This window comes from Salipaludibacillus daqingensis (genome assembly GCF_029891575.1).
Taxonomy (GTDB): Bacteria; Bacillota; Bacilli; order Bacillales; family Salisediminibacteriaceae; genus Salipaludibacillus; species Salipaludibacillus daqingensis.
Map to the genome: position 1 here is coordinate 148,398 of NZ_JARZHF010000001.1, position 15,063 is coordinate 163,460.

Annotated in this window: 18 protein-coding genes; 4 read left to right on the forward strand and 14 right to left on the reverse strand. The window is 35.3% G+C overall.

Annotation, left to right across the window (positions count from 1 at the left end; genetic code table 11):
• Positions 1-179: 179 nt before the first annotated feature.
• Positions 180-1,139, forward strand: coding sequence for a DUF2777 family protein (locus tag QDN89_RS00750; RefSeq protein WP_280768166.1), 960 nt, complete (start codon positions 180-182; stop codon positions 1,137-1,139).
• 61 nt (positions 1,140-1,200) lie between these two features.
• Here the strand turns inward: QDN89_RS00750 and QDN89_RS00755 are convergent, their stop codons facing one another.
• The 4 genes from QDN89_RS00755 to QDN89_RS00770 all read right to left on the reverse strand — a co-directional run bounded on the left by QDN89_RS00755 (position 1,201) and on the right by QDN89_RS00770 (position 4,872).
• Positions 1,201-2,808, reverse strand: coding sequence for a PH domain-containing protein (locus QDN89_RS00755; protein ID WP_280768167.1), 1,608 nt, complete (start codon positions 2,806-2,808; stop codon positions 1,201-1,203).
• Positions 2,801-3,280, reverse strand: coding sequence for a PH domain-containing protein (locus QDN89_RS00760; RefSeq protein WP_280768168.1), 480 nt, complete (start codon positions 3,278-3,280; stop codon positions 2,801-2,803). Before QDN89_RS00760 ends, QDN89_RS00755 begins: the two co-directional genes overlap by 8 nt.
• A 29-nt stretch (positions 3,281-3,309) precedes the next feature.
• Positions 3,310-3,519, reverse strand: a complete 210-nt coding sequence (locus QDN89_RS00765) for a hypothetical protein (RefSeq protein ID WP_280768169.1) — start codon at positions 3,517-3,519, stop codon at positions 3,310-3,312.
• A 228-nt stretch (positions 3,520-3,747) separates the two neighbouring features.
• Entirely contained in the window at positions 3,748-4,872 is a 1,125-nt protein-coding gene (locus QDN89_RS00770; protein WP_280768170.1) for a conserved virulence factor C family protein, read from the reverse strand.
• 143 nt (positions 4,873-5,015) lie between these two features.
• On the opposite strand from QDN89_RS00770, the gene QDN89_RS00775 reads away from it, so the two are divergent.
• Positions 5,016-5,747: a metallophosphoesterase family protein gene (locus QDN89_RS00775; RefSeq protein WP_280768171.1), complete on the forward strand. Its 732-nt coding sequence runs from the start codon at positions 5,016-5,018 to the stop codon at positions 5,745-5,747.
• Positions 5,748-5,899: 152 nt separating this feature from the next.
• Here QDN89_RS00775 and QDN89_RS00780 read toward each other — a convergent pair whose 3' ends face one another.
• The 6 genes from QDN89_RS00780 to QDN89_RS00805 form a co-directional block, all read right to left on the reverse strand.
• A complete protein-coding gene (locus QDN89_RS00780; RefSeq protein ID WP_280768172.1) occupies positions 5,900-6,316 on the reverse strand; it encodes a TlpA family protein disulfide reductase in 417 nt (138 codons plus the stop codon).
• Between the two features lie 6 nt (positions 6,317-6,322).
• Entirely contained in the window at positions 6,323-6,652 is a 330-nt protein-coding gene (locus QDN89_RS00785; RefSeq protein WP_280768173.1) for a thioredoxin family protein, read from the reverse strand.
• 279 nt (positions 6,653-6,931) lie between these two features.
• Entirely contained in the window at positions 6,932-8,788 is a 1,857-nt protein-coding gene (locus QDN89_RS00790) for an SLC13 family permease (RefSeq protein WP_280768174.1), read from the reverse strand.
• Positions 8,789-8,957: 169 nt separating this feature from the next.
• Positions 8,958-9,578 (reverse strand): cyclase family protein, encoded by a 621-nt coding sequence (locus QDN89_RS00795; RefSeq protein WP_280768175.1) that lies wholly within the window; start codon positions 9,576-9,578, stop codon positions 8,958-8,960.
• A 69-nt stretch (positions 9,579-9,647) separates the two neighbouring features.
• A complete protein-coding gene (locus QDN89_RS00800) occupies positions 9,648-9,842 on the reverse strand; it encodes a hypothetical protein (protein ID WP_280768176.1) in 195 nt (64 codons plus the stop codon).
• Between the two features lie 51 nt (positions 9,843-9,893).
• Positions 9,894-10,466, reverse strand: coding sequence for a cysteine hydrolase family protein (locus QDN89_RS00805; protein ID WP_280768177.1), 573 nt, complete (start codon positions 10,464-10,466; stop codon positions 9,894-9,896).
• 136 nt (positions 10,467-10,602) lie between these two features.
• On the opposite strand from QDN89_RS00805, the gene cbpA reads away from it, so the two are divergent.
• Complete coding sequence (gene cbpA, locus QDN89_RS00810) at positions 10,603-11,232, forward strand: cyclic di-AMP binding protein CbpA (RefSeq protein WP_280768178.1); 630 nt, start codon at positions 10,603-10,605, stop codon at positions 11,230-11,232.
• A gap of 28 nt (positions 11,233-11,260) precedes the next feature.
• Here cbpA and QDN89_RS00815 read toward each other — a convergent pair whose 3' ends face one another.
• The 4 genes from QDN89_RS00815 to QDN89_RS00830 form a co-directional block, all read right to left on the reverse strand.
• Positions 11,261-11,719 carry a TcaA NTF2-like domain-containing protein gene (locus tag QDN89_RS00815; RefSeq protein ID WP_425335367.1) on the reverse strand — a complete coding sequence of 153 codons (459 nt, stop codon included), beginning with the start codon at positions 11,717-11,719 and terminating at the stop codon, positions 11,261-11,263.
• Between the two features lie 138 nt (positions 11,720-11,857).
• Positions 11,858-12,220 carry a YppE family protein gene (locus QDN89_RS00820; protein WP_280768180.1) on the reverse strand — a complete coding sequence of 121 codons (363 nt, stop codon included), beginning with the start codon at positions 12,218-12,220 and terminating at the stop codon, positions 11,858-11,860.
• A 43-nt stretch (positions 12,221-12,263) separates the two neighbouring features.
• Positions 12,264-12,794, reverse strand: coding sequence for a MerR family transcriptional regulator (locus QDN89_RS00825; RefSeq protein ID WP_280768181.1), 531 nt, complete (start codon positions 12,792-12,794; stop codon positions 12,264-12,266).
• A gap of 354 nt (positions 12,795-13,148) precedes the next feature.
• Entirely contained in the window at positions 13,149-14,141 is a 993-nt protein-coding gene (locus tag QDN89_RS00830) for a DUF2515 family protein (RefSeq protein WP_280768182.1), read from the reverse strand.
• Positions 14,142-14,430: 289 nt separating this feature from the next.
• Here QDN89_RS00830 and recU point away from each other — a divergent pair, with 289 nt between their 5' ends.
• Positions 14,431-15,042, forward strand: a complete 612-nt coding sequence (gene recU / locus QDN89_RS00835; RefSeq protein ID WP_280768183.1) for a Holliday junction resolvase RecU — start codon at positions 14,431-14,433, stop codon at positions 15,040-15,042.
• Positions 15,043-15,063 lie beyond the last annotated feature (21 nt).

Genomic DNA, 15,063 nt, shown 5'->3' on the forward strand with positions numbered 1-15,063 from the left:
TTTATGTAATAGAAACAACATCATTGTCATTGATCATCGTTTAAACGTCCATTTCAGTTCATATAATCTCCATGTTCAAGGGTGTTGTTTAACACCAAATAATAGTATAATTAAAGTAAATAAAATGATCTTCTTTATCATTTTAAAATAAGATATTATGATTAAAAGTGGGGTTTCTTATGAATCGAAATGAAGCAAAAAAGTATATTGGGCGGCAGGTCATAATAGATAAATCTGACCATGGGAAGTTCACAGGTGTTTTAGAGCAAATAATTGCTGATCCTAACTCACCATGGAAAGGTAAAATCCGTATTAAAGGCATTTATTCTTACCCTCCCAATCTATTAGATTCAAACCAGTCTCTTCTATACAATGACAATGACATTATTGAAGTACCAGGGAAACAAATTTCTGGATTAACTGAACCGATTAAACAAACATTTAACGAGTCATTAGCGTCAGCACTGAAATCGAAATGGGATGAAATAAGAGCTATAAGTGATGAATTTGATAAATCTCTTTCTTTTATTCAGCAAGAATTAAGGAAATTAGATTGTGAACACGTCATTTTTGAAGATGCTTTTGTTTACTATCAATTAGTGAAAAAGGGGCGAGGCTTGTTTATTTATGATGAAATAAAAAGAGAATCTCTTTCTTTAGAAGGATGCCCTTTTGAGTTCGAAATAAAAGTTAATGGGGAATGGAAGCCATCCTTATATATAAAAGGATTCACTTTTGAAACAAACGAAAATGAAAGGATAGAGTTAAAACACGGATCAACAGTTCGATTAAATAAATCTCAATTCGATCCATATCGAATATTGATGAATGAGCTAGAAGAACCATCTTTACATGCTTTAGACCGTGGTTTACAAAAATTAGGCATAGGACATGAACATTCCGTTTATTGTCATAACTCCCTGCTTATTCAACTGTTAAGTTCATTTAACCACCAATCATTCTCGGGTGTTAATTTTATTTCTTACGCAAATGGCACGAACCAATTTGTTGTGCAACACCACTATGAACGAACCATTTTAGAAGATGAACCTGACATTACTTTTGATAGATTTGAATTTACTTCGGACCAAGGAGAAAGAGTATTAACGACTTATGCGACGCAGTTTTCTAAAGATTAATCAGTACAGCCATCCATCAAAAACGATGTAACTGTCATAATAAATAAAAAAACATCCGTGATCACGATTCCTCGTGATCAGCGGATGTTTTTTTCGTTTGTTCTCGAAGTCGTTGCTCATAGGAATACCATAAATATCCACGTTCTATTTGTTCGCCACTTATATGGCGTAACGAAAACGTCTTTCCAACCATACTTGTAAGAACAGCAACATGAATTGTATACAAGTTGTCTAGTTTCTGAAGAACATTTTGAGAAGACTCTACATCTTGAATTCTTCTCTTCGGTAAAAACACTTCCGTTTTCGCAATTACTCTTGATTTAATGCATAAAAAATCTTCCACTTGTGAAATACCTGCCGAGCGATATTGAATGTAACCAAGTCCACCACCCAGAGCAGGTAATAAAAAGGCGATCCACCCATATGGAATAAAGTATGTGGCCACTCCAGCTATTATTAGGGAAGGTACGATAAGTTTAATCATGTACCTGCGCAAGCTCTCCTTAGGTAATCCTTCATATTCAGGTATAAATGAAAACTCAGGAACAATCTCATCAAGAATCCCTTGAATTTCCTTACGTTTACAAAGAGGAGTTAAAATCGTCGATAAATCCTCTTCTTTCGTCCCACCCCCTGCACTTTCAACGTAAATGGATACGTAATTAAACATTTGTCGAATGGGGGTTTGCACAATTCTAACTGCGGTAATCCTCTTAGCATTTAACGTCAATTGCCGCTGTTCTAATACGCCTCTAGAAATATGAATATCATTTTCTCGCTTCGTTAAAGTAAAATAGCCATATTTAAGTATCGTACCAATTAAGGTGAACAACCATGCGGCAAAAAGAATCGATACGAGCATTCCACCTAACACTAAAATGCTTGAATGAATAAACCAGCCAATTAACTGGTCAAAAAGCCATTCAGGTAAGAACTGAGGAGCTTGTGAGACAATCGCTGCAATAAATGTTGCCGCAATCCCAACGCCACTTGAAGTCAATGCTGCGATGATCAGCCTTTTTGAGCCGAGTGCCCATTCGAAATCAGGAGGGGTATCTTCCTCATCAAATTCAACTTCTTCGATTCCTTCAGCATTTACACTATCATTTGCGGTATCTGCCTTTAATTCATCATTCAAAGGATTCAAGGTTGAATTTGTTTCACCCTGTTCCGCCAAGAAGCCCTCATCCTCGTCTAGTTCCGTAGCATGAACTGTTGGCCTTTCATATTTTGTTAATAAATGTTTTTTAATAGCCAATGCTTCTTGTTTCTTCAATGCAACAATTCTAAACTCAGGTTCGCTTCCACCTCCCGCAGTTTCAATTCGAACTTCCACTAATCCAAACATCCGCTGAATCAATTTGGCGTTAATATCAATACTTTGAATGCGATCTTTTCGAATAAATCGATTCTTACGAAAAATTAACCCTTGTTTTATTTGTAATTCATCTTCCTTCAAAAAGTAATGGAATTTCCACCAGCTTATAAACCCATTACCTACGGAAAACAGTAATATGGCAGCGAAAAACAACAAATAAAAAATCGGACTTGCAGCTTGAGAAGATTGACCAAATATAAACACAGCAATTAACGTAATGATCATTTGTTTTAAGTTTGATAAAAAGCTAATAAATATTGCAGCTGGATGTTGTCGCTTCCACTCATTCATCAGGATCAGCTTCCCTTGCTAACTGAGCAATATGATCTCTCAGTGAATCTGCATTTTCTAATGTAAGACCTGGTATTTCGTGTGTTGTTGCTGCTGTTGATACTGTCACGGTAGCCAAATCATAATGACGTAAAATCGGCCCTTGTTTTGTGTCAACGTGCTGCACCCGTATCATTGGAATAATGACTCTTCTCACAACAAAGACACCATACATTAATTCAATTTCATTTTCATAAATTTTGTAACGCCAGCGGCTCCATTGCAATTTTTGAATAATAAAGATATTGATAAAAGCGAGTAATAATATAATCGCAATGATAACAAATAATGGCCACACTGGCAGAGCAAAGATGAACCTTGCCCCCCAGTATGCAGCTGGAAAAATAACAAGGAGTATCGAAGACAGAGCTGTGACTATTTTCCAAACTTTTAATGTTTTTTCGGCTAATGGTTGATCCGGTTTAGGTCTCATCTTTTTCTCCTTTATCTCTACAGTTGAGATTAAACTTCCTCATCTACATAAATAATTTCAACACCGTTTTCTGTTAAATAATCTAAAACTGCTTTATTTAATTTTTCGTCTCTTAATAAACCGAGTGATGGAGCTAATTCTAACTCGTGAAGATGACCTCTTTCGGCATCTTCAATCAGTTCTAAAATTTCGATCATATTGTTATCTGTTAACACTTGAATCATATTCTCACGATCCATGACTTTACCTCCTTTTATGATGCTATTTGTATGCTATCATAGCTGATAAATATTTTCCATTTATTATAATAAATTATACGGTTTCACCTATTTGTTATCTAGATTACTTATACATAATCAAACTTCGTCTATCCCCAAATATTAAAAACCAAGTTCCCTTTAATAGAAACTTGGTTTTTCACGTTATTTTTGCTTTTTTCATTCATAGACCACAAATAATATTACATACTACTTATCAAATGCTTCCGTCATTTGTTTCCAAACAGAACCTTTAGCTTCTTCTCCACCTTCAATTCTTGCAGAAGCGATTTTTGCTTGCATACTTACTTCAAACTCAGGATCCTCCTCTACTTTTTTCAGTGCCTCCAAAGCTGACTCATCTCCAACTTCATAGAGGAACATCGCCGCTCTCCAACGAACCAATTTACTAGGATCTTCTAAAGACTTAATCATCGCTGGAATCCCAGCAGTGCTTCCAATATCAGACATAGCATCACCAGCTGTACGTCTTACTGTAACTGTTTTGTCTTGCAATGCCGTTTCTAAATATGGAATCACAGCATCGTCTTCAATCATCCCTAAATAAACAGTTGCGAGACGCCTTATCGAAGCTTTTTCATCTCCTAGTGCTTTTTCTAATACAGGTAGATCGTCTCGTTCAGGATTCATTTTTTCCAATGTAGCAAATCGTTTTTTCCAATCAGGTTCATCTAACATTTCTTCCGTTACTTTCAACCATTTCTTCTTTGGTTTTTCAAGAGTCAAACTATCATTATCATTTGTTGCCGCTTCCACTAGTTCCTTTAACCTTGTATCTGTAAATGTTGCTTGCAATTCTTCTGCAACGTCGTTCGCCACTTCATTCAATTCTCCGTAACGAGGTTTTTGTTCTTTCCACTTTCTAAGTAACACAACATTATCATCAGCTTTAGTCGATTTCGCTACCGCATCTATAAACCGTTCTGGCATTCCCACTCGTTCTTCTTTTTCACCATCACTTACTTTTACTTGCATTGGAATTCCTTTAAATTCTTGAATGCTTACTGTCACTTCTCCAAAATGTTCATCTACTTTATCTACCTGCTCTTCATCAACATCTTCACCAAAAACTTTTCGTACTTTTGGTAAAATAACTTGCCAATCTATTTTGGGATTACGTTCAACTGCTAGAAAATCAGCAACATGATAAACCCCTTTTACTCCTTCTACTTCAAAAATTTCTTTTACAAACAGAGGAGCATCTTGTTTGTTTTTCACTGTATAATTATTTGCTTTCCCTGATTCTAGGGATTCATTTAGAGTAAACTTCATTGTATTTGGACTTGGTGTAGGCTCTACTGATATTATCTTCAACATTTTTACCCCTTTCCACTATCTTTATCGTCTTTATTTTATCGTACCATAAAGTATATTCGAACCCAATGAGCATGCTTAGTTCACAACAGCATTTGTATTTGGTAAAGTGGAGGAACAAATTAGAAATGGGGGTTCAATTTATGAAGTTAGCTATTCTATCTGACATCCACGGTAACGAACAAGCCTTTAAGGCTGTATTGGAAGACATCTCTAAGAATAACGTTACACATGTCGCTATTCTCGGTGACATATCTTTTAGAGGAGCAAAGCCTAAGCAATGTCTTGATTTAGTAAGACAGATGAACGCCAAAGTTATTAAAGGAAATGCTGATGAGTGGATTGTACGTGGCGTTAGAAGTGGAGAAGTCCCAGAAAAAGCATTATCAATGATGCAAGCTGAGCAAGCATGGGCAAAAGCAAAACTTTCAGATGATGATTTGCTCTATTTGAATTCTTTACCAGAATCATTGGAAATCCCATTGTCTAACCAAACGCAACTATATGCTTGTCACGCTACACCTAACAGTTTGTTTGATATTATATCCGACCAAGCAACAAACGATGAATTCCAGCCTTTTGTCGAAGTAAATGAACGGGCTAGCTATTATGTGTATGGTCATATCCATCTACCGTTTTCAAGGAGTTTTTCCGGAAAAAAAGTTATCAACACAGGGAGTGTTGGATTACCTTTTGACGGTGACCCTCGTGCTTCCTACCTTGTGTTTGATCGAACGGAAAAGGACGTACACTTACAGTTTAGACGAGTCACATATGACGTGGAACAAGCTTGTAAAGATTTAGATGAAGAAGGTTATCCTGAATCCGCAAAAGATTTAATTAAAGGTATTTATCGAACGGCACAAAAACCATAAATTTGGCTTCCTACTAAAAAATTGATTACAAAAAAGCTGCACGCCATATACTCACATATGACGTGCAGCCTTTCATTTTTATGGCCTTACCTCTATTATCGTTCTAGGTTGACTTTTACAAATCAACAATAAGCTTTCACAAAACCATAATTTTAAATTACTTCACCAATTTCCTTTAACATTTGCTGAAACGATGCTTTGTCATTGAATCTTCCAACTATCTCATGGTCTTTATTAAGTAAAAAAGAAGTAGGCACAGACATGCACTGGTATGCGTCGTAAATTTTTGTCCCTTCATCTTTCACTACCGGAAAAGAAAAATTATTTTCTTTGTAATAAGATTCTCCTAATCCGTCATTTGTTTCTCGTCCTGAAACATGGATCATAATCATTTCAAGATCGTTTGTATTCATCGACTTATATAATTGTTCTTTATTCGCTAAATCCCTTTGACAATCTGGACACCAAGATACCCAAAATGTAAGTAAGAGGGCTTTTCCTTTGTAATCCTCGAGTGATCGAACCTCTTCAGAATGCATATCTTTTAATGAAAAATTTGGTGCAACCATTATTCATCACCTTTCATTTCTGATTGTTTGTTTGTTGTTTATAAATTCATAAACGGTTGAAACAGACTCAAATGCATATAATTTATCTACTACTTTATTATTGGAGAACTCTACTAGGCAAGGCACACTTTGGATTTCCCAAATAGGAGCTTCATCTTTGCATAAATTTAAATCCATTTCATAGACAAAATCATTTTCAATTACTTTTTCAACCATCGAAATAAAAGACCGCCCTAATTCACAAGTCCCGCATAAAGGTGCATAGAAAAAAACCCATGTTTGCTGTTCGGCTTCTATTTTACTCATAAGTTGCTCACGATTAGTGATTCGTTTCATCGTTGTCACCTCTCTAGTTAACATTTATATTTTATCATAGCTTTTAAAACGACAAAAGTAGTATGCATTTTTTAATTATTGTAGTATGCATTTTTTAATTATTTAGGAAAACAGTCGATGAAACGTCACTAAAGATACCCTTACTTGAATCTTTCAAGTAAGGGTATCTTTGATTCATTCCACTGACTATAGTATTCTCTTTTGGATAAATTACAACTTAAAGGTTGGAATGACACTTGTTTGGATTCGCTTTCCATTGATGAGCGTGCAGCCTATATTTTAAAAAGGAAAGAAAAACGGAATAGCGATCATCATGACGATAAACAAGATCATTTGTAATGGAACACCTACTTTAATAAAGTCCATGAAGGTATAACCTCCTGCAGTCATCACTAACGCATTCGGGGGAGACGCCACAGGTGTTGCAAATGCCATGCTAGCTGCAACAGAAACAGCAATCAAAAATGGGTATGGACTAACGCCCATTTGAACCGCTGTTGTAATTGCTATCGGAGCAAATAAAACAGCTGTTGCAGTATTGCTTATAAACTGGCTAAATAACATTGTAAAAAAGTAGAAACCTGCAACAACGGCAAGTGGTCCAAACTCCCCTAAAACATTAATCGATATATCTGAAAGATATTGCACCCCTCCTGTTTTTTCTAATGCCGCTGCCATTGGAAGCATACCTGCAATCAGTAAAACACTTTCCCAGTTGATTCTTGCATAAGCTTCATCCATATTACGTAAACAGCCTGTTAACACCATTGCCATCGCTGCAATCATCACTGCTGTAACTGGTGCAACAATTTCTAACGTCATCATAATTAACATCATAAGCATGATTGCTGCAGCTATTGGTGCTTTCCCGTTTGCTTTTGCTTGAGAAGCTTGCTCAGCTGGTTGACCAACTACGACAACATCTTGGTATTCTTTTGAGATTAATTCAATTTTACTCCAATTTCCCTGTACTAAAAGCGCATCGCCAAACTGCAGTTTCTCTTTACCCCAGTCTTGAAAAAAGTAGCGACCTTTTCTATTCATTCCGACAATATTTAAACCGTATTTATCTCTGAAATCTAGGTCTTCCACCCTTTCATTTATAAACTTAGAGTGAGGTGTAAGAAGTAATTCTGCAACACCAAGCTCAGCATCAACAAGACTACCGTTAATTTCTCCTTCAGATTTTGGTTGAACAGTTAATCCGAAAGATTCTGCGAAGTCTTCCACTTTATCTATTGGTCCTTCTATATTAATGACGTCCCCTTTTTTCAATACAGTATTTGCCCCCGCAGGTTTTCTAATCTGTTTTGGTTGAAAAGTTCGTTTATCACGCCATTTTCTTTCAATAGTTAATATATAGATACCAAACCGGTTTGTTAACCTTAGTTCTTTTAATCTTTCACCAGTAATTTGATCATTATCTAACGGAATAGTAACTTGATAAATTTTATCATTCAATCCATACATTTTCATTAACTCACTAGGTGATGCTTCTGCAAAATCATCATCTCTTACGGCAACTCTTTCAGGAATTAACTTCCTACCAAATAGAGCTAAAAAGATGATACCAACTATGAGAGCAACAAGTCCAATCGGTGTAAAATCAAAAAAACTTAATCTCTCATAACCATAGTCAGCTAACGTTTGGCTAGCGATCAAGTTAGGTGGCGTTCCAATGAGAGTCAACACTCCACCTAAGCTACTTGCAAATGCTATAGGCATTAGAAATCGAGAAGGACTTATTTTCATCTTCATCGATACACTGATAATAACAGGCATGAGTACAGCAACTGTTCCAGTATTACTCATAAATGCGCTTAAAACCGCAACTAAAATCATCAACATAATCAATAATAAAAATGGTCTTCCTTTCCCTAGTTTCACCGTCTTATTTCCTGCTGCTTCAGCTAATCCTGTTCGAAATATTCCAGCACCAACAATAAATAATCCTGCAATCATAATCACAAGACTATTAGAAAAGCCACTAAGTGCCTCTTCCGTAGAAATTATTCCTAATAACAATAATGTGAGCATCGACAACAGTGCGACTACATCCGAACGAAGCTTTCCCCATGCAAAAAAAATCGTCGTTACAATTAACACAATAAAAGTTAACAACAAGTCCAGGTTCATTTACCTCACCTCAGCATGATAATGACTTAAAAATTTATGTGAATGTTTTCACAATAAAACAGAAGAAAAAAGGGTTATCCCCATTTTTCAAATGAAATACCCATATAATGTTATTATATATCATGTAAGGTATAAGGAGTACAAAAACTATTGAATTATTATGAACGTTTCATTTTATTTCTTTCAGCACAGCTCGTAATGGAGAGCCATCTCCATCTTTTAATTTTAATGGAAGAGCGATTAGTTCATAAATGTTTGGGACGACGTCGGATAGATCAACTCCTTCAAGAATATAAATCCCTTCCACTCGAAACGCATGGTGAGCTAACAACTCTTTGCTCGTTAATGGATCTACAGATGGAGCATCCGTTCCAATTAAACCTACACCCATTTGCTTTAATATTCGCGGAACATTTTCAGAAAAAATTGGGAAATTCTCATAACTATGGCCTTCCTTATTTACTGTCGTTTTGAACAAAATTTTTTTTACACCATTAAGATTAAGGTTTTCTACGATTGACTCATCAATCCAATCAACTCCTACTGCATCAACAACTAAACATTCTCCGCAAACGGCATCTATTGGAATTTCATCAATCTTTTGCCCACTTTTATCGTAATGATAAGGCGCGTCTAGATGGGTTCCTGTGTGAGTACTCATCTCAATTTTCCCGACATTTACACTATCCCCATTTGTGATCGACATTGTCGATTTATATGAGAAAGGCGAATCTCCGGGCCAAACATTCATTGATTCCGATAAAGTCTTCGTAATATCTATGTAAGACATCTTCTCATCCTCCTGAGTTTCCTAATGATAATCGAAGCCTCTGCATATGCAGAGGCTTTTATAACTTATTTATTTATTTCTTTCTAACTGTGTCTCCGACCATTCATATAATTGACGTGCTAACTCATCTACATCCACATCTAATGAATACCCGATGTGAAATTCTTTTTTTTCATTGTCATTTAATCGATAATACGTGTTTTTTAACTCTTGACTCATGTGAGCAACTTCTTCTAATTTCTTGCGAATCACTTGTAATTCCATGAATATCCCTCCTGTATAGTAAATACCCAATATACAAGGATTCAATCTTATTTATTTTACTTCTACCCATTTTTCTACTACTTTAGCTCCCAATGTTTGAGAAAAATGTTCTAAAGCCCACTCGTGCCCAGCTGGATTAAAACTTTCCACAGCATCAGCATGAATCGTAATCGAAAATCCTTTATTATAAGCATCGATAGCTGTATGAAGGACGCAAATATCGGTACAGACGCCAACAAGATGAACTTCTTGAATATTTCTTTCCCTTAATTTTATTTCAAGATTAGTACCTGCAAAAGCACTATAACGAGTTTTATCCATCCACTCGTATTTCGTCGTTCCATCGTACGTCAATTCATCAACAAACTGTCCTAATTGACCATAAAGGGCTCTACCTTTTGTGCCAATAATATTGTGGGCTGGGAAAAGTTTAGATTCTGGATGATAGGTATCGTCTTCTTCGTGAGCATCTACTGCGAATACGATCAGATCTTCTGTGTCTAAAAATAGTTTTGTTAATTCTGTAAGCCTCTCATCAATCGATTGTCCACGTTCGCCGCATGTTAATCTTCCGTCATCAGCTACAAAATCATAAGTATAGTCAATTACTATAAGCGCCTTCATAAATAGATCCTCCCCATTATTCTTATTTCTTCTATTGTATCATCTTGATCTTCACTAATTCTTTTGAAAGATTATTTTTTTTCTGAATGTTATCGTATATACTTAAAGTACATTTGGAAATGAAAGGGGATTTTTTATGAAAATAAAATATAATATTATTACGAGAGACAAAGTTCGATATTGTAAAGAGTCATTTACTATCCGTGAAGCTACTGAGGAATTAGAGTCTAGCGGGTACCGATGTGTGCCAGTACTTGATGATACTGGTACATATTTCAAAGGGAACATCTATATTCAAGAAATTTATCGTGCTCTTGTTAAGGAAATCGTCACTTGGGATGATCCAATAATGAAACTGATTGAGGACGAAGAAGTATCTATCCAAGAACAGGCATCATTTTTCCGTATCTTTACAAATATTAAGAAATACCCTTATTTAGCTGTTTTAAATGATGAAAAGAAATTTGCTGGTATTTTAACACATGCGAATGTAATGGAAATTCTTGAAGATTCTTGGGGATTAAAAACGGGCAGTTATACGCTAACTATTTCTACTCACGAATACCAAGGTGCTCTCAATACAATCGTTGCTAGCTTAAAAAAATTCACAAGTATCCAAAGTCTTATGTCTCTTGATAATGAAAGTACATTTTTCCGACGAGTCATTGTAACGTTACCGAAAGAAACCTCTGAGAAGACATTAAAAGAAGTCATCAGTCATCTTGAAGGGGAAGGTTTCCGTGTGTTTGATGTAGAAAAAATTTAATTGAAACAAACAAATGAGCATTCACTTTTCAAAATGAATGCTCATTTATTTCATCTGACCTTTCAATGGCCGTTATTTGATACCCATTGCGTCCCTCAGAGATATAGTACCGCCTTGCTCTTGTTTCTTCATGAATTGTTCCAACTTGATCAACTTCTATCACTTCATTCCAATAAATCCTCCATTCATTAAACTGGTTGACTTCTATATTTATATCAGTCGCTTCTATAAACATTTCCACTTTTCTTTCCCCAGTTAATTGCTGGTGCTGTTTTCGCTCCATATGGAAAACTTGACTGTTCCCAACAAAGAATTTTTCCATTATCGAAAATGACTGAGTTGACAGGCTTTGTTCCCATCCATTCTTATACTCATACATAAATAATGTCAGTTCTTCTTCCACATTTTCATCGTTAAGCTCTTGCCATGTTTCTTCTTCTCCACAAGCTACAAGCAAAGAGATGATAATGAGCCAAAGACTAATCATCTTCTTCAATTTCTTCACACCCTCTCTCTTCTATCAGTATACCGAAAAAACTTCCATTGAGCGAAGCGTAACTATCTTTTTAAACAAAGAAAAACGCAAGCCTTCAAAGCTTACGTTAAACGCATCATCCTCGATAATTTAAAGATCCTGATCAACAAGAGACAATGTATACTCAATCGATTTATACCTCTCCATTAATTTTTTGTTTCTTGTATCTTTTTGGAAACAAGTGACAGAAAGTATTTCGAAATTTTCTACAAGTTGATCTATTTGCTGAGGGTGAATGTAGGAAGGCTTTTTCCACTCCAACCATTTAAGAACTTGTGGTGTCCAATCTTCTAACTTCCCTTTTACTTCATCAGCGAATGGTTTTACTGTATCAAAAAATTCTGCGGAATTCTCACTAGTTGAATAATACTTAAAGTGAGCAAGTGCATCTTCATTTAACTTACGCAGATGATTCGTCTGTAGCTTAAGCTCTTGCAACTGTTCTTGATTCATAACTATAATCACCCCAACGTGATTGTAACAAACTCCTACTTCATTACAAACTAAAAATACCTGCCAATCTTCGTTTTTTTATAGGAACGTGCTTTTTATCAGATGTTAATTGAGATTTCTTATTCTCAGGTAACTCTTTTTCTAATACTTTTAATCGCTGAGATAGCTGATGAATAAGGTCATTTAGTTCATTAATTTCTTTCCTTTGATTTAGTACTTGATACTCAACAACTTCATCTGCTTTTGTTTGTAAATTTCTGTCCAATTGATCTACTTGAATAAGCATTCGATTAATTTTCTCGTCTAGTTTCTGAGAAGATACCATTTTGTTATATTGTTTACGTTCGGGAGAAAAACGATGTCCTGGCAATAAAATTGACCGCATCTTTTTTCCCTTTTTTGTTTCCTCATGAACATGTTTTAGTTTTTCATACGTCTCATCATTTAATTCAAAATGTCCATTTTTGGTAATTTCACAAGGTAATTGAAAATGTTTGATCCACCTTTGAATTGTTGATGGATTCACCCCAAATTCATCAGCAATCTCTTTTGTCCTTCGCATCTTATTTGACATCTTAACCGCTCCTTTCACTTTGTTTGCCTCTTAATTTCTCTAAGCACCTCTTAATTCCCTTTGACGCCGACAAAACTAGTTTCTATTCGGCAAAGAAAGAAGAGATCCTCCAAAATATAAATGAATCATTCCATCTTACATGCACAAAATAAAGATATTAAGGAGGTGACGTCATGTCTAAAAGAGAGAACGAAAAATCACGTCGTGACCCGAAACAAATATCGAAAACTGCTCATAATAAACCCCAAGTGGATAAGAAGAATTTAGGACCTAATCGTCCTGCAGAGTAATAATTAATCAACAAAAGTTAAGCAGGCGGATTTTTATGCGCCTGCTTAGTTATATGTATTCGATTCAAAAGATATCATGGAACGAACGTTTCTTATCATTGCTTAGGTGTTCTTGGACATGAGAAATTAGATTTGACGCTACGTGAATTTGCTTTTGTTTTTGTCCATACCAACTCGTTAAACAATACTTTTCAGGAGATTGTTTTTGCATTTTAAGCAATAAATTTGGTTGAAAAGATTTGTCTAATGACCAATCTTTTCTAGCTTCATCATGATGAAGAACTTCAGGGCATAATAATCTAAATGGAAACCTGTTTACTTTTACATGATGTAACTGAGGAATGTCTATGGAACGGTTTGCTGTAAATGGTTGTTTTTCAAAATAATTTCTTATCGCTTCTCGCTCTGGTGATTCGAATAAAATCCATGCTAGTTTATATCCAAGGATCACCCTTTCCTTCACATTCGTGAAGTTTTTTACTGATGTACCATATAATTCACCTTTTGATGATGGGAAAATGACGATGCTAAAGTGCAACCTTTCCTGCCATTCATAAACTGGGCGATCGAACAATGCATCTTTGAAAAAAGGTGCACAAATGACAGGTTTCTCAATGACGTGTTGTTCATTTATAATCAGAGCTTTCAATAATCTATCTTGATTGTTATCATACCAAAACTGCCACCATTGTTTAATCATCCATGCAGAAACATGAAAATATCGTAATTTATCAAAACAAGGTTCACCAGTTTTTTTAGACCATTCGTAAATTAATAATTGTGGATAAACATCCGAAAAGATAAGCCAGTTGATTCGTTCAAAAGTCATAAATAATCTACGCCGCCATTCATTCGTCAACATGACCACTAATGAGTCCGTCATTAAGTCACTCATGGACCAACCAGCATTACGCGAAACAAAACTTGCTAGATAAGTCCATTTTATTTCGCTATGTGTATGATAAAACCGCTTATACGCATTGGTACGAGTTATATTATCTTTATTGTTTGATATTGTTATGCGATTAATCCGTTTCGTTAATAAATGTGCTTTCATTTATAACATCCTTTCATTCCTACATTAAATACTTACAAACTATTGTCTAAACTACGTTTCCCACAAATGTTTCCAATTACTTACGAATGAGCTAAAAAACCTATTTTTAAAATTCAAAGATATGGTATGATATAGTGATGGTTTCTATGCTCCATTTTTAGCAATCTTTTGTTAATTGTTAATCAATATAAACGGAAACCTAACAAAGTTTTGTACGTTTTATATAGTTAAGGAATAGCTCTCTGCATAAAACGTATAGACTGACCAAATAAGGGAAAGGACGATAATTATGACCATTCGTTATCCCAACGGAAAAAAATTTCTAAATAAGCGAATCCTTTCCCAGAAAAAAAACGTCAATAAAAAAGACGAACGTTTTAGTAATCGAGGTATGAGCCTGGAGGAGGATATAAACGAAACGAACGACTATTACAGAATTCATAAGATAGCAATCATTCATAAAAAACCTACCCCATTGCAAATAGTCAATGTGAATTACCCAAAACGAAGTGCAGCGGTTGTTACTGAGGCATATTTCAAGAAACCATCAACCACTGACTATAATGGCGTATATAAAGGTCGATATATTGATTTCGAAGCAAAAGAAACAAAGAATAAAACGAGCTTTCCGTTGAAAAATTTCCACGATCACCAAATTGACCATATGAGGGAAGTTATTGCTCACGGAGGATTTGTTTTTGCCTTATTAAGATTTAGTTTATTTGATGAAGTGTATCTATTAAAGGCGGAAGATTTAATTCATTATTACGATAATCAAGACACAAAGAGAAAATCGATTTCGAAAAGTGATATAGAAGCCTATGGCTATCATATCGCCATTGGCTATCATCCTCGTATTGATTATTTAAAAGTAATTGATAACATTCTATCAAGCGAGTAATCGCACTTCTAATAGTGTTGA